Raw genomic sequence first — 22,517 nt, 5'->3', positions numbered from 1 at the left:
CTAATTTAGGAACAATTTTTCCTAGATTGAATTTATATAAAAATACAAATTCCGTTTTTTGACATATAGAGAAACAACAAGCTCGTCAGATTCTAGAAAAAGAATGCTGATTAGCCCATAAAACGAGATGGAAAATAAAAAAGGTGATTTCATGGCGAATGATCAAGTGTTAACATCCGACCAAGTCATCGACAAGACCAGAAAGTATTTAAACGAAGAGCATGTGGAATTAGTAAAGAAGGCATATGATTTTGCTAAGCATGCTCATCGTGATCAATATCGTAAATCAGGTGAGCCATATATTATCCATCCAATCCAGGTCGCCGGCATTTTGGCCGATTTGGAAATGGATCCATCAACGGTGGCCGCAGGTTTTCTTCACGACGTCGTTGAGGATACGAATGTTTCCTTGAAGGATATTGAACATACTTTTAATGCCGAAGTGGCTATGCTTGTCGATGGGGTTACGAAACTGGGGAAAATTAAATATAAATCTCATGAGGAACAGCAGGCGGAGAACCATCGGAAAATGTTCGTGGCCATGGCACAGGACATCAGGGTTATCCTTATTAAGCTTGCCGACCGTTTGCATAATATGCGGACGTTAAAGCATCTTCCGTTGGAAAAGCAGCGTCGGATTGCCAATGAGACACTTGAAATATTTGCCCCTTTAGCCCATCGTCTTGGTATTTCAACAATTAAGTGGGAGCTTGAGGATACTGCATTACGATATTTAAATCCGCAGCAATATTACCGGATCGTTAACTTAATGAAGAAGAAGCGGGCGGAGCGGGAGCAATATCTTGACGATGTTATTGACGAAGTGAAGGAGCGCCTTTCTGATGTCTCCATTAAAGCAGATCTTTCTGGACGTCCCAAGCATATTTACAGCATTTATCGAAAAATGGCCTTGCAGAACAAGCAATTCAGTGAAATTTATGACTTGCTCGCCGTTCGGATTGTCGTAAATAGCATAAAGGATTGCTACGCCGTTTTAGGAATTATCCATACGTGCTGGAAGCCAATGCCGGGACGTTTCAAGGATTATATTGCGATGCCGAAGCCGAATATGTATCAGTCCCTTCATACAACAGTTATCGGTCCAAAGGGCGATCCGCTTGAGGTGCAGATTCGTACGTCTGATATGCACCGCATTGCCGAGTTTGGGGTTGCCGCCCATTGGGCCTATAAAGAGGGGAAATCTCTCAGCGAAAGTTCTTCTTTTGAACAAAAGCTGACTTGGTTTAGAGAAATTCTAGAGTTTCAGAACGATACAGCCAATGCCGAAGAGTTTATGGAATCATTAAAAATTGACCTATTCTCGGATATGGTGTTTATCTTTACACCAAAGGGTGATGTAATTGAATTGCCGTCCGGTTCCGTTCCGATTGACTTTGCTTACCGGATACACTCCGAAATCGGGAATAAGACAATCGGGGCCAAAGTAAACGGCAAAATGGTTACGCTTGATTATCGGCTTAAAACAGGCGATATTATAGAAATATTAACCTCCAAGCATTCTTATGGACCAAGTCAGGACTGGTTGAAGCTGGCGCAAACATCGCAGGCGAAAAATAAGATTCGCGCTTTCTTTAAGAAGCAGCGCCGCGATGAAAATGTCGTCAAGGGCAGAGAGCTGGTTGAAAAAGAAATCCGGAATTTGGAGTTTGATATTAAAGAAATTTTAACGCCAGACAATCTTAAAAAAGTAGCCGAAAAATTTAATTTTACCAATGAAGAGGATATGTATGCAGCTGTTGGCTATAATGGGGTAACTGCCCTTCAGGTGGCCAATCGCTTAACGGAAAAATGGCGCAAAAAACGAGATCAGGAGCAGTCAGCAAGTCTTGCCAATGCGATTACTGATTTAAAGGCGTTCCCGCAGTCTAAAAAGCGGGAATCCGGAGTCCGTGTCCAAGGTATTGATAATCTGCTAATCCGCCTGTCCAGGTGCTGTAATCCTGTTCCAGGGGACGAAATTGTCGGCTATATTACGAAAGGGCGCGGCGTTTCCGTTCACCGTTCGGATTGTACGAATATTGACACCGGTGATGCCCAGTCGAGACTTATTCAGGTAGAATGGGAATCTGCCTTAAATGACCGGAAAGAATACAATGTTGATATTGAAATCAGCGGCTATGACCGGAGAGGGCTGTTAAATGAGGTTCTGCAGGCTGTGAACGAGACGAAAACAAATATCTCTGCCGTATCCGGCAAAACGGACCGCAATAAGATGGCGATGATTAACATGTCCATTGCGATTCATAATGTCGCTCATTTACAAAAGGTCGTTGACCGAATTAAACAGATTTCCGATATTTACTCGGTTCGCCGGATGATGAATTAAGGAGTTTTTGTGATGCGAGTAGTAGTTCAACGAAGCAAAGCAGCCAAAGTGACAGTGGGCGGCGAGGTGACGGGGCAGATTACCAAGGGACTCGTCCTGCTTGTCGGTGTCACACATGACGATACGGAAGAAGATGCTGCCTATCTTGCCGACAAAATTGTCAATTTGCGGATTTTTGAGGATGCAAATGAGAAGATGAACCTGTCTTTGCTTGATGCAGGCGGGGAAATTTTATCCGTGTCCCAATTTACCCTATATGGTGATTGCCGAAATGGCAGAAGGCCAAGTTTTATTGGAGCAGCCAGACCCGAGTATGCTATCCAAATCTACGAAGCCTTTAACCGCTTAATGCGTGAAAAAGGCGTTCATGTCGAAACCGGCGTATTCGGCGCAATGATGGATGTGCAGTTAACTAACGACGGCCCGGTAACGTTAATTGTCGAAAGTAAATAACTGCTTTAAAGAATTAAAGAGAGACTGACCTGGTCAGTCTCTTTTAGCTAATAGGAAAGTATAAATTCAACTACGCCTCATGAACCGTCCTATCGGACTCGCCAATCGGTGAGTTTTCATTTAATTTGCCTTGAAATATCTTGCAAGTCCCTCGTATAACCCTGATGCTGCATTTTCTTGGTAAGTGCTTGAGTTCAAAGTCATTTCTTCTTCCGGGTTGCTTAAATAACCTAACTCCATAAGCACAGCTTTTTGATTATTTTCCCGAATGACATGATAATCGCCAATGCGAACTCCGCGATTTTTCAGTTTAGCTTGTCCTACCGCAGCGTTGTATAAGGTGTCAGCCAGATTTCTTTGATAGACATGATAATAATAGCCTGTCATTCCGCGCACGCTTCGATCTAAGTCACTGTCATAATGGAGACTGACGAACGCATCGGCATTATATGAATGGGCCATTCCAACCCGTGACTGCAGGGAGATAAAGGAATCGTTGTTTCTTGTAAGATAAACATTTGCTCCGGCTGCCTTCAATTTATCATATAAAAGACGTGCAGTCCGAAGTGTCAAATCCTTTTCTAATGTCCCGCCCGCTCCCGTTGTTCCGTTGTCTCCGCCGCCGTGGCCAGGGTCAAGGACAATCGTTTTATTTTTCAAATACCCTTCTGCTCCCGCTTTCTCAATCTGCGGTGCAGAGCCGTTAGCCGAGACGACCCAGCCGGCTATATAAGCAGTACTTCCATCTTTAAGTTTAATTTCATACCAATCATTCTGCACGCTGCTGACAGAATAAGTTTCTCCTTCATTTGCACGCACCACTACATCTGATTGTACGCTAGGCGATTTACGGATGTTAGTTCCATTTTGCAGAATGCTGATGGCATTTTCCTTTACAGTTTGGCCAGCATCCGCAGAGGTTTTTGTTCCTGTCTTATCCAGATAAAAACCGGATATCCAGCCGAAGCTGCCGGATTTCAACTCTATTTTTGCCCAGTTATTGTTCTCTTCAACGATAGTAAAGCGCTGTCCTCTTGTAACTGTTCCAATGACTGAGGAATTTAAAGTGGCCTCGGAGCGAACTCTTAAACTATCTGCCGTAACCAAACCGGATATACCGGTTGTTTGCTTACTTTTAGCTGTATTTTTTGAGGCCTCTGAATCAAGGTTAATAAATTCAGCGCTGACCCAGCCCTTCACATTTAAATAGCTAACCTGTACCCATTTATTTTGCTGGGATAAAATCGCCACACTTGTCCCTTTTGTCAGTTTCCCGATAACCGGACTTGCTGCATCTGGTGACTGCCTTACATTTAACGTGTCGCCAATTACACTGCCCGTATCGGTACCGGCACGAGTACTTGTTTTACTGCCAGCATTAGTAGTTGAACTATTTTCCTGCTGACCCGCTGCTTTTAAATCAATAAATTCCTTCGCAACCCAGCCCTCTCCGAACATTGAGGAGATTTTGTACCAATTTTCATTTTGGTCAATTACCTTAACCTCTTGCCCTTTTGTTAAAGAACCGATAACGCGGAAGCTTGTCCCTGGGCCGGTTCGGATTCTTAGTTGATTGGAATTGGCAGTTGCAGCAGATTGACTGGAAGAGGGGACGGCCTTGGCTGTTTGTTCATTATCCTTTGTTACGAGCCAATTGACTACCCAGCCAGTTTTGGCAAAGGAAACTTGAATTTGTATCCATTCGCCTTGTTCTTTTACGATTGGAAATGTTTCGCCGCGGTTCACTTGCTTCAATAATGGATAGCTTAAACCGGGTCCGGTGCGGACATTAAGCGAATCCACAGCAATCGATACGCTGCCGCTTGCAGCGCTGCTTTTTCCTTCAGGCAGGAAGGCCCCCAAAAAAAGAATGATAGATAATAATAGCAGACTTAACCTTCTGTGCATATCTTCCTCCTTTACCATTTTATTTTAACGTAAAATGTACTGAAAATCATTCCTTAAATGGTCATTTTTGGGTAACCTTTTTCGAAAAAACGAAATAGCATGAAATTTTTTCTCCACTGATGGAAATAATAAACACAAAAGGAAGTTTAACAGGGGGGATTTGCGATGCGGTCAAGTGACAAGGGAATGAACATCCAATCGATGAATGGCCGGCTGTTCGGAATGGATTTCCATGATTTTATTGAAAAAGAACAGCATTCTGGTTCCTATGAGCTTGCATCTGAATTTGGATTAACGATGAGGGATGTTAGAAAGCTAAAAAAACGTTTGGAGCGATCTTAAAACTTGCTTGACAAAAGTTGCTGTTGCTCCGTATTATTATTAAATAATCAAAATATTATTTGCATAAAACCAATGATGGAGCATAGTAGTTAAGTCAATCCATGAAAAGAGAGAAAATGCCCTGGGCTGAAAGCATTTTTGCATGAATCTTAATGAATGAACACTCCGTAGGTTTCTCTCTGAAAAAGGTTTTCCCTCTATTAGGAGAAGAACGTGACAGGCGTTAACTGTTTGAGAGGAAGCCGCTGAACTTCAGCGCGCTTCAACTAGGGTGGCACCGCGGAATAAACTTCCGTCCCTTGTTTTTATACAAGGGATGGGAGTTTTTTATTTTGCCTAAAAACATCCATACATAAAAAATCATTACAAAGGAGGTCTTCGACTATGTCGATTAACATACCAAGAGGAACGCAAGATATATTGCCTGGCGAAGTGGAGCTGTGGCGAAGGATTGAGAAAAAGGCAAGAGAACTTTGTGAAAAGTATCAATACCAGGAAATCCGAACCCCTATTTTTGAACATACGGACCTTTTTTCCAGAGGTGTCGGTGACACGACCGATATCGTTCAAAAGGAGATGTATACTTTTGAAGATCGTGGCGGCCGCAGCATTACCCTAAGACCTGAAGGAACGGCATCTACGGTACGGGCATTTGTGGAGAAAAAGATGTTTGGGCTTCCCGGCCAGCCGGTCAAGCTTTATTATATGGGGCCAATGTTCCGCTATGAACGTCCCCAATCTGGCCGTTTCCGCCAATTTGTCCAATTTGGGGTTGAAGCATTAGGCAGCAACGACCCGGCGATTGATGCAGAAGTCATTTCGCTTGCGATGAATCTATATAAAGAAATGGGCTTATCAAAGCTGAAGCTGATTATTAACAGCCTTGGTGACAAGGAGAGCCGAAATACGCACCGTGAGGCGTTAATCAATCATTTCAAACCAAGAATCGGTGAGTTTTGTTCGGACTGTCAAAACCGTTTGGAAAAAAATCCGCTTCGAATTTTGGATTGCAAGCAGGACCGCGACCATGAGCTAATGAAGACGGCTCCGTCCATCATTGATTATCTCAATGAAGAATCCAGAGCTTATTTTGGAAAAGTACAGCAGTATTTAACCCATCTTAATATTGAATTTGAGGTTGACCCAAACCTTGTCCGTGGTCTGGATTATTACAACCACACTGCCTTTGAAATTATGAGTAATGCCGAGGGCTTTGGTGCCATTACGACACTCTGCGGGGGCGGCCGCTATAACGGGTTGGTGGAGGAAATCGGCGGTCCGGAAACGCCGGGCATCGGTTTTGCTTTGAGTATTGAGCGTTTCATTGCCGCTCTTAAAGCAGAAGGCATTGAAATGGAAATCAATCAAGGGATTGACTGCTACCTTGCCGCACTTGGAGAGGAAGCAAAGGATTATACAGTCGGCCTTCTGCAGCAGCTTCGTTTGGCTGGTTTTTCCGCAGAGCGGGATTATTTAAATCGAAAAATTAAAGCGCAATTCAAGGCTGCTGACCGATTACAAGCTCGTTATGTAGCAGTACTTGGCGATGATGAATTAAAAAACAATAAAATTAATGTAAAAAATATGGAGACAGGTGAACAGGTAGAGGTTGAACTGGATTCCCTCGTCAACTATTTTCAAAGTTTAAAAGCATAAAGGAGGATTTTTAGCATGTTTGGGAGATCGTATTTTTGCGGTGAAGTTCCAGAGACCGCAGTTGGGGAAAAAGTAACATTAAAGGGCTGGGTTCAAAGAAGACGCGACCTTGGCGGATTAATTTTTATCGATTTGCGCGACAGATCCGGCATTGTTCAGATTGTTTTCAATCCGGATGTTTCAAAAGAAGCTTTAGAAACTGCGGAAAAAATCCGTAATGAATATGTTCTTGATGTAGTCGGCACAGTCATTGCCCGCGAACCTGGAACAATTAATGAAAATCTTAAAACGGGAAAAATTGAAGTTCAAGCAGAAAAGGTAACGATCATTAACGAGGCAAAAACACCTCCATTTACCATTTCTGACAGGACTGACGCTTCTGAGGATGTCCGCCTGAAATACCGTTATTTAGACTTCCGCCGTCCGGTCATTTTTGAAACATTAAAGATGCGTCACCAAGTGACAAAAGAAATCAGGAACTTCCTTGATGCGGAAGGTTTTTTGGATATTGAAACACCGATTTTGACCAAAAGTACACCAGAAGGAGCCCGTGATTATTTAGTTCCAAGCCGCGTGCATCCTGGTGAATTCTACGCACTGCCGCAATCACCGCAGCTGTTTAAGCAATTATTGATGGTCGGCGGCGTAGAACGCTACTATCAAATTGCCCGCTGCTTCCGCGACGAAGACTTGCGTGCAGACCGCCAGCCGGAATTCACACAAATCGATATTGAAACAAGCTTTTTAAGTCAAGAGGACATTATGGCCTTGATGGAAAAAATGATGTCCAAACTGATGAAGGAAGTAAAAGGTGTAGAGGTGGCAGTGCCATTCCCGCGCATGGGCTATGACGAGGCGATGAGCCGCTTCGGTTCAGATAAGCCGGATACCCGCTTTGGTTTGGAGTTAGTGGATGTATCTGAAATCGTGAAAGAGTCTGGATTTAAAGTGTTTGCTTCGGCAGTTTCAAGCGGCGGCCAAGTGAAGGCAATCAATGTAAAAGGCGCGGCAGATAAATACTCCCGTAAAGATATCGATGCACTTACTGAATTTGTGGCTGTTTACGGAGCGAAAGGTCTTGCTTGGCTTAAAGCAGAAGCTGATGGTCTAAAAGGGCCGATTGCAAAGTTCTTCTCTGAAGGAGATGCAGCAGCCCTGAAAGCTACACTGGAGGCTTCCGAAGGAGACCTACTCTTGTTTGTAGCGGATAAAAAGAGTGTAGTAGCTGACTCGCTAGGAGCTTTACGGTTAAAGCTTGGCAAGGAATTAGAGCTAATCGACCAAAGCCGTTTCAATTTCTTATGGGTGACAGACTGGCCGCTGCTTGAATTCTCAGAAGAAGATGGCCGCTATTATGCTGCCCATCATCCGTTCACGATGCCTTTTAGAGAAGACCTGGAGTACTTAGATACTGAACCTTCCAAAGTCCGCGCTCAAGCCTATGACCTTGTATTAAACGGCTATGAGCTAGGCGGCGGGTCGTTAAGAATTTTTGAACGGGATATTCAGGAGAAAATGTTCAGTGTTCTTGGTTTCACACCTGAACAGGCCAAAGAACAATTTGGCTTCCTGCTGAATGCCTTTGAATACGGTACACCACCGCATGGCGGAATCGCCCTTGGACTCGACAGATTGGTGATGCTGTTAGCTGGCAGCACCAACCTTCGCGATACGATTGCCTTCCCTAAGACAGCGAGCGCAAGCGACCTGCTAATGGCAGCACCAAGCGAGGTTTCCGAGGCCCAATTACAGGAACTCAATTTGTCACTAAAAATTAATAAATAGCAGGCATTAGCTTACATGGTCACCTTGAAGGTGCTTTGAAAATATGCTATGATTAAGTCAATCAAGAAGAGTCCTGAAATGTACGTTGTGTTACCTGAAGTTTTGACCGAACATTGTTTATTTGGGAGTCCGGAGTTTTCTGAATGCGTAAATGCCCCACTCCATTGCGAGTAAGGGGACTTACAATAACAGGAATAGGACACCCCCCTGCTGAGTGCGGGATCAAAACGAAGGATCAAAAAGCGACGGCACCATTGGGACTCTTCGTTTTTTTACAAACAAACCTTCTGCCATTGGATGGCAGAAGGTTTTTATTTTAAAAAATGGCATAAGGCTATATGTAATGGACCACGACGATGGGGATTTCGACTCCTCGGTAGTATAGAGGGTCTATATGAGCCCGAACATATGGAAAATGCGCAAGTTTGGTAGTATAGAGGTTCTATATGAGCCCAAACATAAGGAAAACGCGCAAGTTTGGTAGCATAGAGGGGCTATATGAGCCTGAACATATGGAAAATGCGCAAGTTTGGTAGCATAGAGGGGGTATATGAGCCCGAACACATGGGGAAATGCGCCAGCTGGTAGCATAGAGGAGTTTATATGAGCCCAAACACATGGAAATTGCATCAGCTGGGTAGCTTAGAGGGGTTATATTAGCCCAAACACATGGAAAATACGCCAACTCGGTAGCATAGAGGGGGTATATGAGCCTGAACATATGGAAAATGCGCCAACTGGGTAGCATAAAGGGTTTATATGAGCCCCATCACATGGAATATGCATCAGCTCGGTAGCGTAGAAAGGTTATATGAGCCCAAAAGCTTGGAAAAATAGGATAGGAGGGATCAACCATGAAGACGCTCTATATTGATTGCACATTTGGCATTGCCGGGGACATGGCTTTGGCTGCTCTTATTGATTTGGGAGCAGACATTTCTTACATAATTGACCATTTAAGAAAATTACCAATAGAGTCTTTCGGGATTGAAGTACATAATGTTATGAAACAAGGTATTGCTGCAAAAAAACTAGAAATCTTATCCACAACAGCAGACTGTAATACACTTAGTGGAAACAAGATTTTACGGATGATGGAAGAAAGTGACCTACCCGATAAAGTTAAAAAGCACAGTATGGCAATTTTTCATGAAATCGCTACTGCTAAAGGGAAAATACAAGGAATTGACCCCAATGAATTTCATTTTGAGCGTTCTTCAATTATCGAAATCATTGGCGTTTGCCTGGCGCTTGAAAGCCTCAAGATCGAAGAAATATATGCATCACCCGTTCCAGCAGGTTTTGGCCACAAGATGACGGCGCAAGGATTTTACCCGATACCGGCTCCAACCACGCTTGAGCTGTTAAAAGGGATTCCGCTTGCAGCCCTAAACGTCCAAGGAGAATTGACCACACCAACAGGGGCAGCGATCTTACGGGCGCTTGTAAAGAAATTTATGCCTATTGGCGGTCTTATTGTTGACAAGGTGGGGTATGGAGCCAGCGAAAAAGACCATCCAAATGTCCTTCGAGCATTGCTCACTTCGCCGTCGGCCATTCAGACACCTCCTGAGTCTGAAACAAATCAGGATAGGGAATCTATTTTTATACTTGAAGCCCAGCTTGATGATATGACTGGAGAAGCTCTCGGATTTGCTATGGAATGTCTGCTGGCTGCAGGAGCTCTTGATGTTTTTTATACCCCTGTTTACATGAAGAAAAATCGGCCAGGCACCCTTGTAACCGTTTTGGTTTCCTTAAACCAGGCAGACCGCTGTGAACAAATTTTATTGGAAGAGACTACTACCTTAGGGGTCCGAAGAAGCATGTGGAGCCGCAATATTCTTGACAGAAAATTTATTGAGGTTGAAACTCCCTATGGGCAAATTAAGGTGAAGCAGGCCTGCAAAGGGAATAAAATCCTCCACCAAGCTCCGGAATATGAGGATGTTGCAAGAGCAGCAAGGGAGCACAAGGTACCGTTTCAAACGGTTTACCAATATGCCATGAAATTAGCAATGAATGAGCAGATGGGGGATTAAATATGGTCCATTTGATTCCCATTACAGCTGTTGTGTTAGCGGCAGGCAACTCCTCAAGGATGGAGGATTTTAAACCTTTGCTGCCTATCCAAGGGATTCCCATGCTTGAACTGGTGCTAAGGAATGTTTTATCGTTCCCTTTTGAAAATGTGATGGCAATAATCGGACACAATGAAAATAAAATTAAAGATGCCATACATATTCCTGATCAGCGTTTTGAATGGGTTAGCAATATTAATTTTCATGAAGGTTTAAGCAGTTCAATAAAAACAGCTGTTCAGCAATGCAATGATGAAACATGCGGTCTAATGGTCTTTCTGGGCGATCAGCCTTTACTTAAGAAGTCAACCATACAACAAATGATCCAGACAATCTTGGAAACGAACGCAATTCAATCAAAGTACATTATTCAGCCAATCTACAACAGTATTCCAGGACATCCAGTTTTTATATCTTCACAGCTGTTTTCATATGTTGGTGAAATAACTGGAGATCAAGGGGCAAAGGCTATATTTAAGTTTGCCGATAAACATTTCCAAATTCCCATAGACGATGAAGGGACCATTTTAGATGCAGACACCTATGAGGATTATCAAGATATTATCCAAAAGATAAAAAAATCATTCTAGGTGCTTCTGTTTTCAGGAAAGTATGATATATTTTTTAAGGTGAAAAAATAATAAAATAAATCGAATTCAATTTTTGGAGTGAACACTATGCTGCATCAATTTTCTCGTAATGAGCTTGCAATTGGTAAAGAAGGCCTTGATATAATGAAAAACAGCACGGTTGCCGTATTAGGGATTGGCGGCGTCGGTTCTTTTGCCGCGGAGGCGCTTGCCCGTTCTGGAGTCGGCCGTCTAGTGTTGATAGATAAAGACGATGTTGACATTACTAATGTTAACCGCCAATTAATTGCCTTGCTGTCCACTGTAGGCAGACCTAAGGTTGAAATTATGGAGGAGCGGATTAAGGATATTAATCCCGATTGTGAAGTTATTTCCCTAAAGATGTTTTATACAGAGGAAACATATGAAGAAATTTTCGGCCACAAGTTAGATTTTGTTGTTGATGCTTCAGATACAATCATGTATAAAATCCATTTGATGAAAGAATGTTTAAAGCGAAATATCCCTATTATATCGAGTATGGGTGCAGCCAATAAAATGGATCCCACCCGCTTCAAAATTGCGGATATTTCAAAGACGCATACAGACCCGATTGCTAAGGTAATTAGAACAAAATTGCGTAAAGAACGAATTCACAAAGGCATTCCGGTTGTCTTCTCAGATGAAAGCCCGATTGTTATTCGTGAGGATGTTAGAAAAGTTGTTGGAAACGAAAAAGCCGAGATTCGGAAGGCGAAAATGCCGCCATCTTCTAATGCATTCGTGCCATCTGCATGCGGGTTAATAATGGCAAGCTATGTGGTCAGCCAATTACTAAAAGATATCAAAATTATGCGAGTAGCAGATGAGAAATAGTTTACCAGGCTCTAAGCAATAAATGCTTAGGGCTTTTTTTTGCTGAAAAATCATAAATACCCCTAAAATTGGAAAGCTATAAAAAATTGGGTGGGGTGGTTTATGATGAAAAAAAGCTTTTTAAAGCCGCTTCGCAATTTGTTTAAAACGGAATCTCAATTTTACGAACAATCAAACCAACAAAGAATTCATTTAAAAGAACAGGATATAAGCAGTCATTATGAACAAAATTTAGAAACTTTTAAGTCCATTTTTTCCATACCTAAAAACTTTGATGTCAAGATTCATGAGTTCACTATCCGTGCTCTTAATCGCCGAGCATTTGTACTGTACATCTGTACCATGGTGGACAATGAACAAATATGGAAAAATATTTTCAGGCCTCTTTTTGAAAACGAGGAGCCAATAAGCGACATTCAAGATATTGTTACCTTCCCAATTGAGAGAATAAGCACTCAAATAGGAGATATTACGGAAACCGTCACCTGCGGTATTACCGCGCTATTTATAGATGGTGATGCTCAATGCTATTTATTTGAAACAACGGAAGTCCAGGGACGCAGCATTGAAAAATCGGATAACGAAGTGATTGTCAGAGGGGCGAAGGAAGCCTTTAACGAAAAGCTGGTTGATAATATTTCGTTAATCCGGAAAAAGATTAAAAATGAAAACTTGATTATTGAGGCTCACGTTGTTTCTAAACGTTCCAGGAATGATGTTCTGATCGTTTATGAACAAGACCTAGTGAATGATGAATTGCTGAAGACGATAAAGGATAAGCTTGAATCTTTGAATACTGACAGTATTATCGATTTAAGCGTATTGGAGCAGTACCTTGAGGAACGGCCAAGATCGTTGTTTCCGACCATTTTAAACACGGAACGCCCAGACCGGGCAGTATCTTTTATAGAAGAAGGACACATTGTTTTGTTAATGTCCAACTCGCCTAACTGCCTTGTTCTCCCGGCAACTTTTTGGGCCCTGTTCCATTCACCGGAAGACCATTACCTGCGGACACCGTATGGTAATTTCATTCGGCTTTTGCGATTTATGGCATTATTTATCTCAATTTTTTCCTCGTCCTTTTATATAGCGATAACAAACTATCATGTCGGGATGATTCCGCCCGATTTGTTGATGGCTATGGCGGGTACAAGAGAACGAGTCCCTTTCCCTTCCATCATTGAAATTCTTATGATGGAACTGGCCTTTGAACTGATTCGGGAAGCGGGGCTACGGGTGCCCTCTCCGATTGGGCCAACGATTGGGATTGTCGGTGCTTTGATTTTGGGCCAGGCAGCCGTTCAAGCCAACATCATCAGTCCAATTGTCATCATCGTCATCGCCTTGAGCGGGTTAAGTTCCTTTATTATCAGCGATACCAGTATGAATTTTGCGATTCGTTTAAGCCGCTTTTTGTTTATTTTTGCCGCAGGCTTTATGGGGATTTATGGTATGGGGGCATTAATAGTTTTGGGTCTCTTTTATTTAGTTTCAATAAAGTCATTCGGTGTCCCTTACTTTGCACCGATGACCCCGCATTTCTCTTCGGGAAGGGACTTAATCATCCGTCCAGTACCTATGAAGCAAAGGTTACGCCCGGGTTATCTAAAGCCGAAAGATATGGTTAAACAAAGAAGGGATTAAGATTAGCATGAAACAGCAGCCGGGAAAACTTGGTATTCGAGAGTATGTATCAATCGCGATTTTGATGGTCGGTTTAAAAGCGACTGAAGAAACACCAGCCGGTTTATATAATATGGTCCAAAATGCAGCTTGGATGATTCCACTTTTATCGGCTGTATTCTTCTTCATCCCGCTCTTTTTGTTGATTAAAACAATGTCTTTATTTCAGGGGGAAAACTTGTTTTATGTGATTCAAAAATTACTTGGCCGCTATTTAGGATTTTTTGTTTGCCTTGTTGTTTTTGTCCTCAGCTCATTTGCCATTTCGTTTGATTCTCGAGATTATACCAATATCATACGGGCATTTTATTTTAATACGACACCCTTGTTGGTCCTTTATGCCATTTTAATATCAATTTGTGCTTACGGAGCGAAGAAAGGAATTCAGCATATCGGTTCGGTTTCTTATTTGATTATTTTTTATGTCATTCTCACTTTCATTGTTGCGTTATTATTAAGTACTCAAGATAGTAATATTCAGGCCATGCTGCCAATTTGGGGGGCGGGAAAACTTGCTATTTTAGAGCATAGCTCGCAAAGAATTTCGATGTTTGCTGAATTTTTTATGCTTACCATGCTCGTTCCTTACTTAAAGACAAATAATGAATTTCGAAAAGGCACTTGGATTGCTTATTTTTGTGTCAGCATTCAAACAAGTGTTGCAACGCTATTTTTCATTTGTTTAATGGATCAATCTTTAGGAGGAATGGGTTATCCATTTCATACGACAATTCGCTATATTTCACTGGGAGGTTATATTCCTAATATCGAAATATTCTTTTTTGTTATCTGGGTTATGGGAGTCTTTATCCGCTTCGCCGCTTTTTTGTATATAATTGCCCTGATGTTCGGCCATATTTTCAAAATCAAGGACTTTGAATACTTGATTCCACTGCTTGCAACCCTTTATTTATTGATTGGTAATATTCCAAACAATCCAATTGAGGTGGCGCTGGAACTAAAACCGTTGATTGGGACGATATCCGGTCCCGTGTTTTCTGCCATTGCCCTGCTATTATGGCTGTCTGCCTTGTTAAAAGGAGAATTTAAACATGCAAAAAACAAAAACAGTATGTAAATTTTTGTTGATAGTCGTGATTGTTTTTTCCTTAACAGGCTGCTGGGATCGTGAGGAAATGGAGGATAGATCCTATGTGATTGGACTTGGCCTTGACCGTTCTCACCATAAAGGGAAAATCAAAGTGACAATGCTGCTTGCTAACCCGGAAGTAGGGAGTCAGCAAGGAGGCGGCGGTTCAACGGAAAAGCCCAGAGAGATTGTTTCCTTTGATGCCAATGATATCATTGCCGCAAAAGTGACGGCAAATTCGGTTGTCTCGCGAATTATTAGTTATGATTTATTAAAGATTATCGTGGTTTCCGAGGAATTTGCGAAAGATCCAAAATTTTATAATATCATTAATGACGTGGTCTTTGATAAAGAAATTCGCATGAACGCCTATTTGGCAGTTTCAAAAGAAAAAGCCGCTGAGTATTTTTTGAAAAATAAACCAAAAATGGAGACCAGGCCGCATAAGTACTTTCAATACATGATTGACCATGGTATAGAAAATGGTCTGATCCCCGATTCGACTCTTTTCCGCTTTTTTAAGACAACAGATCGAGGAGCCGACCTTTTTTTAGCGATGAACACATCAGCTGTTAGGGAAAAGCATCCTAAATTTAAAGGGGAAGATGAATATTTTGCCGGGCAGCTGAATGCATCCGGGGAGTTCGATGATACTCAATTTATCGGTTCGGCAGTGTTTAGAAACGGAGTAATGATTGGAAAGTTAACCGGTCAGGAAACAAGTATGGTCAATATTCTTGATGATACAACAAACATGAGTGATTTTTTTCTTGATATACCTAATCCCTTTCCAGGCAAACGAAAATCATTTGCCGTTAGAGTGATAAAAAAAGAAAACAATCAAGTCAAAATGGACCTAAAGGGGTCTCGTCCAAAGATTTTTATCAGCATACCCTTAAAATTTGAAATTATGTCAAATCCCTCGAGGATTGACTTTGCTAAAAGGAAAAATCAAGAAGTCTTAAAAAAGCAAATCGCCAGCCATTTTAAAACGGAACTTGAGAAGTTTTTGAAAAAAACACAAAAAGAATTAAAAGGTGCCCCATATCCGTTGTCTTTTTACGCTCGGAAATATTTTGGAACCAATCAGGAATTTGAAAAATTCAATTGGACGAAATCGTATTTAAAAGCAGAAATATCCGTATACCCCGAAGTTGAAATAATAGATTTCGGTAAAAGTCCAAAGAAAAACTTAAAGGTGGAGAAATAACGTGAGAATCCTATCAATCGTTGTGTTGTTTGTTATTATCTTTTATTCCCTTGGTTTTGGCATCACCTTGTGGAAGGATAAACAAAGATTGGGGGCGATAGCCGTTTTTTTCCTTTGCCTGGCTATTGTTGTCCTTCCGTTTTTTTCGATCTTTTAATCATTCTCAGTCTCCAGCCCTAGTTTCTTTCCACCTTCAGCCGCTTAATTCCCTCCTAAAATTAAGTTAAGATCATTAGTGAATTAGTAGGAAAATTTTAACTGATGGGTTAAAATGTAGGGGCACTCGAAGAGAGGGGAGAAAATTTTTGGAATCAATCGTAGAATTAAAAAATGTAACGAAAGTGATTAAAGGCAGAACGATTATTGACGATATCAGCTTTCAGGTATATAAAGGCGAGGTTTTTGGTTTTTTGGGTCCGAATGGTGCCGGGAAAACGACGACTATTAGGATGATTGTCGGCTTAATGGGAATTACTTCCGGGGACATCATTATTGGCGGTTCCAGCATTAAAACACAATTTGAAGACGCCGTCCGCCATGTTGGGGCCATCGTCGAAAATCCAGAAATGTACAAGTTTTTGTCTGGCTATCAAAATCTGATTCATTATGCAAGAATGTCAAAGGGAATTACGAAAGAGAAAATTGCTGAAGTAGTGGAATTGGTCGGGCTGTCGGACCGAATCCATGACAAGGTGAAAACCTATTCTCTTGGGATGCGCCAAAGATTGGGCCTTGCACAATGTCTATTACATGACCCAGATGTATTGATTCTTGATGAACCGACAAATGGCCTTGATCCGGCAGGAATAAGAGAAATTCGTGATTATGTCCGGCTGTTGGCCCGTGAGAAAAACATGGCGGTCATCGTTTCCAGCCACCTCTTGTCCGAAATGGAAATGATGTGTGACCGAATCGGCATTATTCAAAATGGGCAATTGATAGATGTTCAGCAGGTGAAGGAATTCATTCAAGGCAATGAAACGGTCCATGAATTGGAAGTAATTCCGAGCGAAACGGCTCTATCAATCGTACACGCTAACTTCCCAGATGCAGAGGCAAATCTGTCACGAAACGGAATATCTGTCAGTCTTTCAAAAGAAGATGTCCCCAATCTGGTTAAAATCCTCGTCCAAGAAGAAATCAAAATTTTTGGCATAAAGGAAACAGCGAAAACTTTAGAGGACCGCTTCCTTGAGGTAACGAAAGAAAAGGAGGCGGAAGCCCATGTTTAACTTAATAAAAAATGAATGGATGAAAATTTTTCGGCGTCCCGGCACCTATGTCATGATTGCGCTGTTGATTGTCATAACCTGCATCGTCGGCGCCTTTTTTAAATACCAAGAAAATGGCTCTAATGCTGGTCCGGATAAGAATTGGCAGCAAACGTTGCAGGAAGAAAACGATGCCTTAAAGAAGCAGATGGAACAGAGCAGGACGAAAATAGAAAAGGATTTTTTCAAAGAGGAAATCGCCATCAATGACTATCGAATTAAATATAATCTTCCGGCAAAGGAAAAATTTAATGTTTGGTCATTTGTCAAACAAGCATCTGAACTCATCACGCTGGCTGGATTGTTTACGATTATTATTTCCGCCGGAATTGTAGCGAGTGAGTTTAATTGGGGTACCATTAAACTGCTGTTGATTCGGCCAATCAATCGAAGCAAAATATTAATATCAAAATATCTGACTGTTCTATTGTTTGCGCTGACCATGCTGGCAATTTTATTTGTGTTTTCGACGGCGCTTGGCGCACTGTTATTCGGAATGCCCGAGCATGCCGCTCCATATTTAAACTACCATAACGGTACGGTTACCGAGCAAAATATCGTGGTCCATTTATTAATCTATTATGGTTTAAGCTCCATTGATATGATTATGCTTGCGACGATGGCGTTCATGATTTCTTCTGTTTTCCGAAACAGTTCACTTGCCATCGGTTTATCTATTTTCTTATTATTTACTGGAGCACAATTTACCGCGCTGCTGTCGCTTAAGTTTTCCTGGGCGAAATATATTCTATTTGCTAATACGAATTTAATGCAGTACTTTGAAGGAACCCCGATGGTCGAGGGGATGACGATGAATTTTTCAATCTTTATTCTGGTTATTTACTTTGTTATTTTTCAATTCTTGGCATTCTTTGTGTTCAAAAAACGGGATGTTGCTGCATAATCAGATGAAAAAGGGCTGTCTCATCCTAGCTGTTGAGACAGCTTCTTTTTTCCAATTATAGTGAAATGATCTGGGCAAACTATTTAGTAAAAAATTATCTGGAGGACTTATTTATGGAAATTAAAATCAGCAATCAGGCATTAAAATGGTTCAAAGAAGATATTGGCCTTAAGAAGGGAGATAAACTGCGATTTTATACGCAAGTTTATGGAAATAGTCCTATTCAAAAGGGGTATTCTTTGGCGTTTACTCAAGAGGAGCCTTTAAAAATAGCAGCCAGTACTGATCTGGATGGGATCCTTTTCTTTGTCGAAGACGGAGATGTCTGGTATTTCGATGGGCATGATTTACATGTTGATTATAATGCAAAAGAAGATGAATTGAAATATGAGTATGTTAAACCCTGACTCACTCCATGTGGCAAGCCCGCTTGGTTTTACGGGCTATTTCTCTAACCTAATAGGATAATGCAAACGGGGACAAGGATATCCATCGCTGGTAATTTTCTTGTTGTTAAGAGATAATTGTTTGGTATTCGTTCTAAAAGGAGAAATATAGAGTGGAAAAAATCAAGCATATCTCCAGCGAATTTAAAGATTGGATCATACAGACATTAAATAGTGGTGCAAGCCCGGAGAAAATCGTCGATGCGATGATTAAAAAGGGATTCGATGAAACATTTGCCTTAAGGACTTTATTGCGTATTAGTGGAAACCAATCGATTGTAACAGCTGATAAGCAAAGCCCTTATTATTATGAAATTCCTGAAATCGGCCAAAAGGGCAATAAACCATATGCAGGGGACCGGGAAATTAAGGTGCTTTCTAGAGTCGAGCATCCATTTATTCTGCATTTAGATAATGTGTTAAGCGACGAAGAATGTGACAAACTGATCAGCCTTTCAAGAGACAGATTACAGCCTTCTCATGTTATTGATAAAAACACTGGGGAGAACCGTGCAGCTTCTGGCAGAACGAGCAAAGGAATGTATTTTACAATCAATGAAAATGGACACGTCTCCACAATTGAGAAAAGAATTGCAGAATTAACCGGCTATCCGATTGAAAATGGTGAAGGGCTGCAGGTTTTGAACTATAAAATAGGCGAGGAATATAAACCCCACTTCGATTATTTCCCGGCAAACCAGGTTATAGAAGATAAAGGGGGACAGCGGATCGGCACCTTTTTAATCTATTTAAATGATGTCGCTTCAGGAGGAGAAACCGTATTCTCAAAGCTAGGGGTATCGATTGTTCCGAAGAAAGGAACAGCTGTTTACTTTCATTATGGGAATAGTAAGGGACAAGTAGATCGACTATCCTTACACACCAGTGTGCCGGTATCCGAAGGTGAAAAATGGGTTGCCACCAAGTGGATCAGGCAAGGGAGAATTTACTAACATAGATAGGGGCAGTAACAAATGACAGAAAATAAACCATATAGAGTATTACTATATTATATGTATGTACCAATTGAGAATCCGGAGGAATTTGCCGCTCTGCATTTGCAGTTCTGTAAGGAACTAGGACTTAAAGGACGAATTTTAGTGGCTGCCGAAGGGATTAATGGTACGGTATCGGGAACGGTCGAGCAGACTGAAAAGTATATGGAAATCATGCATCAAGACGAACGTTTCGCTGATATGGTTTTTAAAATTGATGAAGAGGATGAACATGCCTTCAAAAAGATGCATGTCCGCCATCGGCCGGAGCTTGTCACCCTTCGCTTAGAAGACGATATCAATCCTAATGAAACGACCGGTAAACATTTGAGTCCGAAAGAATTCTATGAGGCAATGCAGGATCCGGAGACAGTTGTCATTGATGCCAGAAATGACTATGAATTTGAATTAGGTCATTTTAGAGGAGCAGTTCGACCCGACATAACAGCCTTTCGCGAGCTTCCGGACTGGATTCGGGAAAATAAACAGCAGTTTGAAGGGAAAAAAATCTTGACCTATTGTACAGGCGGAATTCGCTGCGAGAAGTTTTCAGGCTGGCTTGTAAAAGAAGGCTTTCAAGATGTTGGGCAACTACATGGCGGTATCGTGACCTACGGGAAGGACCCTGAAGTGCAAGGACAGCTGTGGGACGGACAATGCTATGTATTTGACGGAAGGATCAGTGTACCAGTTAACCGTGTTGAACATGTTATCGTCGGAAAAGATTATTTCACGGGTGAACCTTGTGAACGATATGTAAATTGTGCAAACCCGGAATGCAATAAACAAATTATTTGCTCAGAGGAAAGTGAGTACAAATACCTAAGGGGCTGCACACATGAATGCCGAGTGCACCCAAGGAACTTGTATGTGAAGGAACATGAGTTAACGGAAGAAGACGTTGAATTGAGATTAAAGCAGATTGGCGAAGAATTTTCGGTTAAAAACAGCTGATTATAATTTTATAAAAAAATGACGTGTGAATGGGTACACGTCATTTTTTTATACATATTTAACTTTTTCGTGTAAGCTTTTCATAGACAGATGCAAGTGCCTGTTCGAATTTTCCTGTCTTTTTCGGCTGATAGTATTGTTTGTTCTTGATCCGGTCCGGCAGATATTGCTGCGGTACCCACCCGTTCTCATAGTCATGCGGATACTTGTAGCCAATGCCTCTGCCAAGCTCTTTTGCTCCTCTGTAATGGGCGTCCTTTAAATGGTCCGGGACATCGCCGGATATTCCTTTTTGTATATCGGAAAGGGCCGCATCAATCGCCAGAATAGCAGAATTGGATTTGGGCGACAGGCATAATTCAATCACCGCATTAGCAAGTGGAATTCTGGCTTCAGGAAAGCCGAGTCTTTCGGCCGTTTCAATAGCCGCCAATGTCCGTGCTCCCGCCTGCGGGTTGGCGAGTCCAATATCCTCATACGCAATCACAATTAATCGGCGGCTGATGCTTACTAAGTCCCCGGCTTCAATTAATCGGCCAAGATAATGCAGGGCGGCGTTTACGTCACTGCCGCGGATTGATTTTTGGAAGCCTGACAATACATCGTAATGGGCGTCCCCGTCTTTATCCGCGGCAATGCTTTTCTTCTGCAGGCATTCTTCAGCTGTTTGCACATCGATATGGATAATGTCATTTTCATCTGGATCTGACGAAAGTATGGCTAATTCCAAGGCGTTTAAAGAGCTCCGGACATCTCCTCCTGAGCCTTGGGCAAAATGCTGAAGTGCCTCCTCGGTTATATCAACTTTTAATCTGCCGTAACCTCGTTCCTCATCCTCTAATGCCCGAACTAAGGTTTGCGTAACTTCATCGGGTGTTAATGGCTTTAGTTCAAAAATTTGACAGCGGCTGCGGATGGCCGGGTTAATGGCATGATAAGGGTTGCTGGTTGTTGCTCCAATCAATACAATCATTCCGTTTTCCAAATAGGGCAATAGGAAATCCTGCTTGGCCTTATCTAACCGGTGGACCTCGTCCAGCAGCAGGATTACTTTTCCGGACATTTTCGCCTCGGCAGCGACAATTTCCATATCTTTTTTATTATTTGTAACGGCGTTTAACGTTCGAAAGGCATATTTGGTACTGCCGGCAATGGCGCTTGCGATCGAGGTTTTGCCTATCCCCGGAGGACCATACAGAATCATTGAGGTCAGCTGCTTGGCTTTTACCATTCTAGCAATGATCTTGCCCTCACCGACAAGATGCTGCTGGCCGGCAACTTCTTCAATTGTTCGCGGCCGCATTCGAAATGCCAACGGTTTTTGCTGCATAGTAATCTCTCCAATAAATATTTTGCTATATCTTAACAATACCATTTCCTCGTGGAAAAGCATATTAAAGAAGAATATGTTATAATTCTAATGCCTACCAAAATACTACGGATTTTTTTGAATATAGATTCTAAAAAAAATAGAGGTGTTATTTTATGAAAATATCTACAAAGGGCCGCTACGGCCTTACAATTATGATTGAATTAGCAAAAAATTATGGAGAAGGGCCAACTTCTTTAAAAACAATAGCCCAAGCGAATGACCTATCTGAGCATTATTTGGAGCAATTGATTGCACCGTTACGTAATGCCGGGCTGGTGAAAAGTATCAGAGGTGCCTACGGCGGTTACATTTTAACAGATGTGCCTTCCAAAATTACTGCCGGGGATGTGATTCGTGTGCTTGAGGGCCCGATTACACCGGTTGAAGGAATAGAAGACGAAGAACCGGCCAAACGAGAGTTGTGGATTCGGATCCGCGACGCGATTAAGGGTGTATTGGACAACACGACCCTTGAAGACCTAGCAAGCCACAGTGAAGATGGCGAAATGGAAGGTTATATGTTTTATATTTAATGACGAAGCTAATAATAGAGAAATATGTTGATTTGAGGT

20 protein-coding genes, 1 other RNA gene and 1 other annotated feature are annotated in these 22,517 nt (G+C 41.9%); of the genes, 19 read left to right on the top strand and 2 right to left on the bottom strand.

Annotation, left to right across the window (positions count from 1 at the left end; all coding sequences use genetic code 11):
* Window positions 1-151 precede the first annotated feature (151 nt).
* A complete protein-coding gene (locus tag QNN06_RS24390) occupies window positions 152-2,347 on the top strand; it encodes a RelA/SpoT family protein (protein WP_217033770.1) in 2,196 nt (731 codons plus the stop codon).
* Between the two features lie 12 nt (window positions 2,348-2,359).
* On the top strand, window positions 2,360-2,800 hold the full coding sequence (gene dtd / locus QNN06_RS24385) for a D-aminoacyl-tRNA deacylase (protein WP_217033768.1): 441 nt from the start codon (window positions 2,360-2,362) through the stop codon (window positions 2,798-2,800).
* A gap of 120 nt (window positions 2,801-2,920) precedes the next feature.
* Here the strand turns inward: dtd and QNN06_RS24380 are convergent, their stop codons facing one another.
* The gene (locus QNN06_RS24380) at window positions 2,921-4,708 is read right to left on the bottom strand and encodes an N-acetylmuramoyl-L-alanine amidase family protein (protein WP_284036088.1); all 1,788 of its coding nucleotides are present in this window, start codon (window positions 4,706-4,708) and stop codon (window positions 2,921-2,923) included.
* A 165-nt stretch (window positions 4,709-4,873) separates the two neighbouring features.
* Here QNN06_RS24380 and QNN06_RS24375 point away from each other — a divergent pair, with 165 nt between their 5' ends.
* From QNN06_RS24375 to trhO, 16 genes are all read left to right on the top strand, one after another.
* On the top strand, window positions 4,874-5,050 hold the full coding sequence (locus QNN06_RS24375; protein ID WP_213120054.1) for a hypothetical protein: 177 nt from the start codon (window positions 4,874-4,876) through the stop codon (window positions 5,048-5,050).
* Between the two features lie 63 nt (window positions 5,051-5,113).
* Window positions 5,114-5,353, top strand: a binding site (T-box leader).
* Between the two features lie 81 nt (window positions 5,354-5,434).
* On the top strand, window positions 5,435-6,706 hold the full coding sequence (gene hisS, locus QNN06_RS24370) for a histidine--tRNA ligase (RefSeq protein WP_284036087.1): 1,272 nt from the start codon (window positions 5,435-5,437) through the stop codon (window positions 6,704-6,706).
* A 15-nt stretch (window positions 6,707-6,721) separates the two neighbouring features.
* Window positions 6,722-8,491 (top strand): aspartate--tRNA ligase, encoded by a 1,770-nt coding sequence (gene aspS, locus QNN06_RS24365; RefSeq protein WP_284036086.1) that lies wholly within the window; start codon window positions 6,722-6,724, stop codon window positions 8,489-8,491.
* A gap of 67 nt (window positions 8,492-8,558) precedes the next feature.
* Window positions 8,559-8,756: non-coding RNA, 6S RNA (ssrS, locus tag QNN06_RS24360), on the top strand.
* 589 nt (window positions 8,757-9,345) lie between these two features.
* Window positions 9,346-10,533, top strand: coding sequence for a nickel pincer cofactor biosynthesis protein LarC (gene larC, locus QNN06_RS24355; RefSeq protein ID WP_284036085.1), 1,188 nt, complete (start codon window positions 9,346-9,348; stop codon window positions 10,531-10,533).
* Between the two features lie 2 nt (window positions 10,534-10,535).
* A complete protein-coding gene (locus tag QNN06_RS24350; protein WP_284036084.1) occupies window positions 10,536-11,162 on the top strand; it encodes a nucleotidyltransferase family protein in 627 nt (208 codons plus the stop codon).
* Window positions 11,163-11,249: 87 nt separating this feature from the next.
* Window positions 11,250-12,017 carry a tRNA threonylcarbamoyladenosine dehydratase gene (locus QNN06_RS24345; protein ID WP_284036083.1) on the top strand — a complete coding sequence of 256 codons (768 nt, stop codon included), beginning with the start codon at window positions 11,250-11,252 and terminating at the stop codon, window positions 12,015-12,017.
* 102 nt (window positions 12,018-12,119) lie between these two features.
* Window positions 12,120-13,664, top strand: a complete 1,545-nt coding sequence (locus QNN06_RS24340) for a spore germination protein (RefSeq protein ID WP_284036082.1) — start codon at window positions 12,120-12,122, stop codon at window positions 13,662-13,664.
* A 7-nt stretch (window positions 13,665-13,671) separates the two neighbouring features.
* On the top strand, window positions 13,672-14,781 hold the full coding sequence (locus QNN06_RS24335) for a GerAB/ArcD/ProY family transporter (protein WP_217033757.1): 1,110 nt from the start codon (window positions 13,672-13,674) through the stop codon (window positions 14,779-14,781).
* Window positions 14,756-16,003 carry a Ger(x)C family spore germination protein gene (locus tag QNN06_RS24330; protein WP_217033755.1) on the top strand — a complete coding sequence of 416 codons (1,248 nt, stop codon included), beginning with the start codon at window positions 14,756-14,758 and terminating at the stop codon, window positions 16,001-16,003. The genes QNN06_RS24335 and QNN06_RS24330 overlap by 26 nt, the downstream gene beginning before the upstream one ends.
* A 1-nt stretch (window position 16,004) precedes the next feature.
* Complete coding sequence (locus QNN06_RS24325; RefSeq protein WP_241113866.1) at window positions 16,005-16,160, top strand: hypothetical protein; 156 nt, start codon at window positions 16,005-16,007, stop codon at window positions 16,158-16,160.
* Window positions 16,161-16,308: 148 nt separating this feature from the next.
* Window positions 16,309-17,235, top strand: coding sequence for an ABC transporter ATP-binding protein (locus tag QNN06_RS24320; RefSeq protein ID WP_284036081.1), 927 nt, complete (start codon window positions 16,309-16,311; stop codon window positions 17,233-17,235).
* Window positions 17,228-18,178: an ABC transporter permease gene (locus tag QNN06_RS24315; protein WP_284036080.1), complete on the top strand. Its 951-nt coding sequence runs from the start codon at window positions 17,228-17,230 to the stop codon at window positions 18,176-18,178. The genes QNN06_RS24320 and QNN06_RS24315 overlap by 8 nt, the downstream gene beginning before the upstream one ends.
* Before the next feature lie 113 nt (window positions 18,179-18,291).
* Window positions 18,292-18,585: a HesB/YadR/YfhF family protein gene (locus QNN06_RS24310; RefSeq protein ID WP_284036079.1), complete on the top strand. Its 294-nt coding sequence runs from the start codon at window positions 18,292-18,294 to the stop codon at window positions 18,583-18,585.
* A 152-nt stretch (window positions 18,586-18,737) separates the two neighbouring features.
* The gene (locus QNN06_RS24305) at window positions 18,738-19,577 is read left to right on the top strand and encodes a 2OG-Fe(II) oxygenase (protein WP_284036078.1); all 840 of its coding nucleotides are present in this window, start codon (window positions 18,738-18,740) and stop codon (window positions 19,575-19,577) included.
* Window positions 19,578-19,598: 21 nt separating this feature from the next.
* Window positions 19,599-20,573 (top strand): oxygen-dependent tRNA uridine(34) hydroxylase TrhO, encoded by a 975-nt coding sequence (gene trhO, locus QNN06_RS24300; protein ID WP_213120067.1) that lies wholly within the window; start codon window positions 19,599-19,601, stop codon window positions 20,571-20,573.
* A gap of 58 nt (window positions 20,574-20,631) precedes the next feature.
* Here trhO and QNN06_RS24295 read toward each other — a convergent pair whose 3' ends face one another.
* On the bottom strand, window positions 20,632-21,903 hold the full coding sequence (locus tag QNN06_RS24295) for a replication-associated recombination protein A (protein WP_213120068.1): 1,272 nt from the start codon (window positions 21,901-21,903) through the stop codon (window positions 20,632-20,634).
* Between the two features lie 155 nt (window positions 21,904-22,058).
* Here QNN06_RS24295 and cymR point away from each other — a divergent pair, with 155 nt between their 5' ends.
* On the top strand, window positions 22,059-22,478 hold the full coding sequence (cymR, locus tag QNN06_RS24290) for a cysteine metabolism transcriptional regulator CymR (RefSeq protein ID WP_213120069.1): 420 nt from the start codon (window positions 22,059-22,061) through the stop codon (window positions 22,476-22,478).
* Window positions 22,479-22,517 lie beyond the last annotated feature (39 nt).

The organism is Neobacillus sp. 114 (genome assembly GCF_030127045.1).
Lineage (GTDB): Bacteria > Bacillota > Bacilli > Bacillales > Cytobacillaceae > Neobacillus > Neobacillus rhizophilus.
This window is presented reverse-complemented; position numbering and strand designations above follow the sequence as displayed.

Excerpts from the sequence above, each read along its gene's own strand:
- QNN06_RS24330 (WP_217033755.1), top strand. The coding sequence starts at position 14,756 with ATGCAAAAAACAAAAACAGTATGTAAATTTTTGTTGATAGTCGTGATT.
- cymR (WP_213120069.1), top strand. The coding sequence starts at position 22,059 with ATGAAAATATCTACAAAGGGCCGCTACGGCCTTACAATTATGATTGAA.
- QNN06_RS24295 (WP_213120068.1), bottom strand. The coding sequence starts at position 21,903 with ATGCAGCAAAAACCGTTGGCATTTCGAATGCGGCCGCGAACAATTGAA.
- QNN06_RS24375 (WP_213120054.1), top strand. The coding sequence starts at position 4,874 with ATGCGGTCAAGTGACAAGGGAATGAACATCCAATCGATGAATGGCCGG.
- QNN06_RS24390 (WP_217033770.1), top strand. The coding sequence starts at position 152 with ATGGCGAATGATCAAGTGTTAACATCCGACCAAGTCATCGACAAGACC.
- QNN06_RS24315 (WP_284036080.1), top strand. The coding sequence starts at position 17,228 with ATGTTTAACTTAATAAAAAATGAATGGATGAAAATTTTTCGGCGTCCC.
- larC (WP_284036085.1), top strand. The coding sequence starts at position 9,346 with ATGAAGACGCTCTATATTGATTGCACATTTGGCATTGCCGGGGACATG.
- QNN06_RS24380 (WP_284036088.1), bottom strand. The coding sequence starts at position 4,708 with ATGCACAGAAGGTTAAGTCTGCTATTATTATCTATCATTCTTTTTTTG.
- trhO (WP_213120067.1), top strand. The coding sequence starts at position 19,599 with ATGACAGAAAATAAACCATATAGAGTATTACTATATTATATGTATGTA.
- QNN06_RS24335 (WP_217033757.1), top strand. The coding sequence starts at position 13,672 with ATGAAACAGCAGCCGGGAAAACTTGGTATTCGAGAGTATGTATCAATC.
- QNN06_RS24340 (WP_284036082.1), top strand. The coding sequence starts at position 12,120 with ATGATGAAAAAAAGCTTTTTAAAGCCGCTTCGCAATTTGTTTAAAACG.
- hisS (WP_284036087.1), top strand. The coding sequence starts at position 5,435 with ATGTCGATTAACATACCAAGAGGAACGCAAGATATATTGCCTGGCGAA.
- QNN06_RS24345 (WP_284036083.1), top strand. The coding sequence starts at position 11,250 with ATGCTGCATCAATTTTCTCGTAATGAGCTTGCAATTGGTAAAGAAGGC.
- QNN06_RS24350 (WP_284036084.1), top strand. The coding sequence starts at position 10,536 with ATGGTCCATTTGATTCCCATTACAGCTGTTGTGTTAGCGGCAGGCAAC.
- dtd (WP_217033768.1), top strand. The coding sequence starts at position 2,360 with ATGCGAGTAGTAGTTCAACGAAGCAAAGCAGCCAAAGTGACAGTGGGC.
- aspS (WP_284036086.1), top strand. The coding sequence starts at position 6,722 with ATGTTTGGGAGATCGTATTTTTGCGGTGAAGTTCCAGAGACCGCAGTT.
- QNN06_RS24310 (WP_284036079.1), top strand. The coding sequence starts at position 18,292 with ATGGAAATTAAAATCAGCAATCAGGCATTAAAATGGTTCAAAGAAGAT.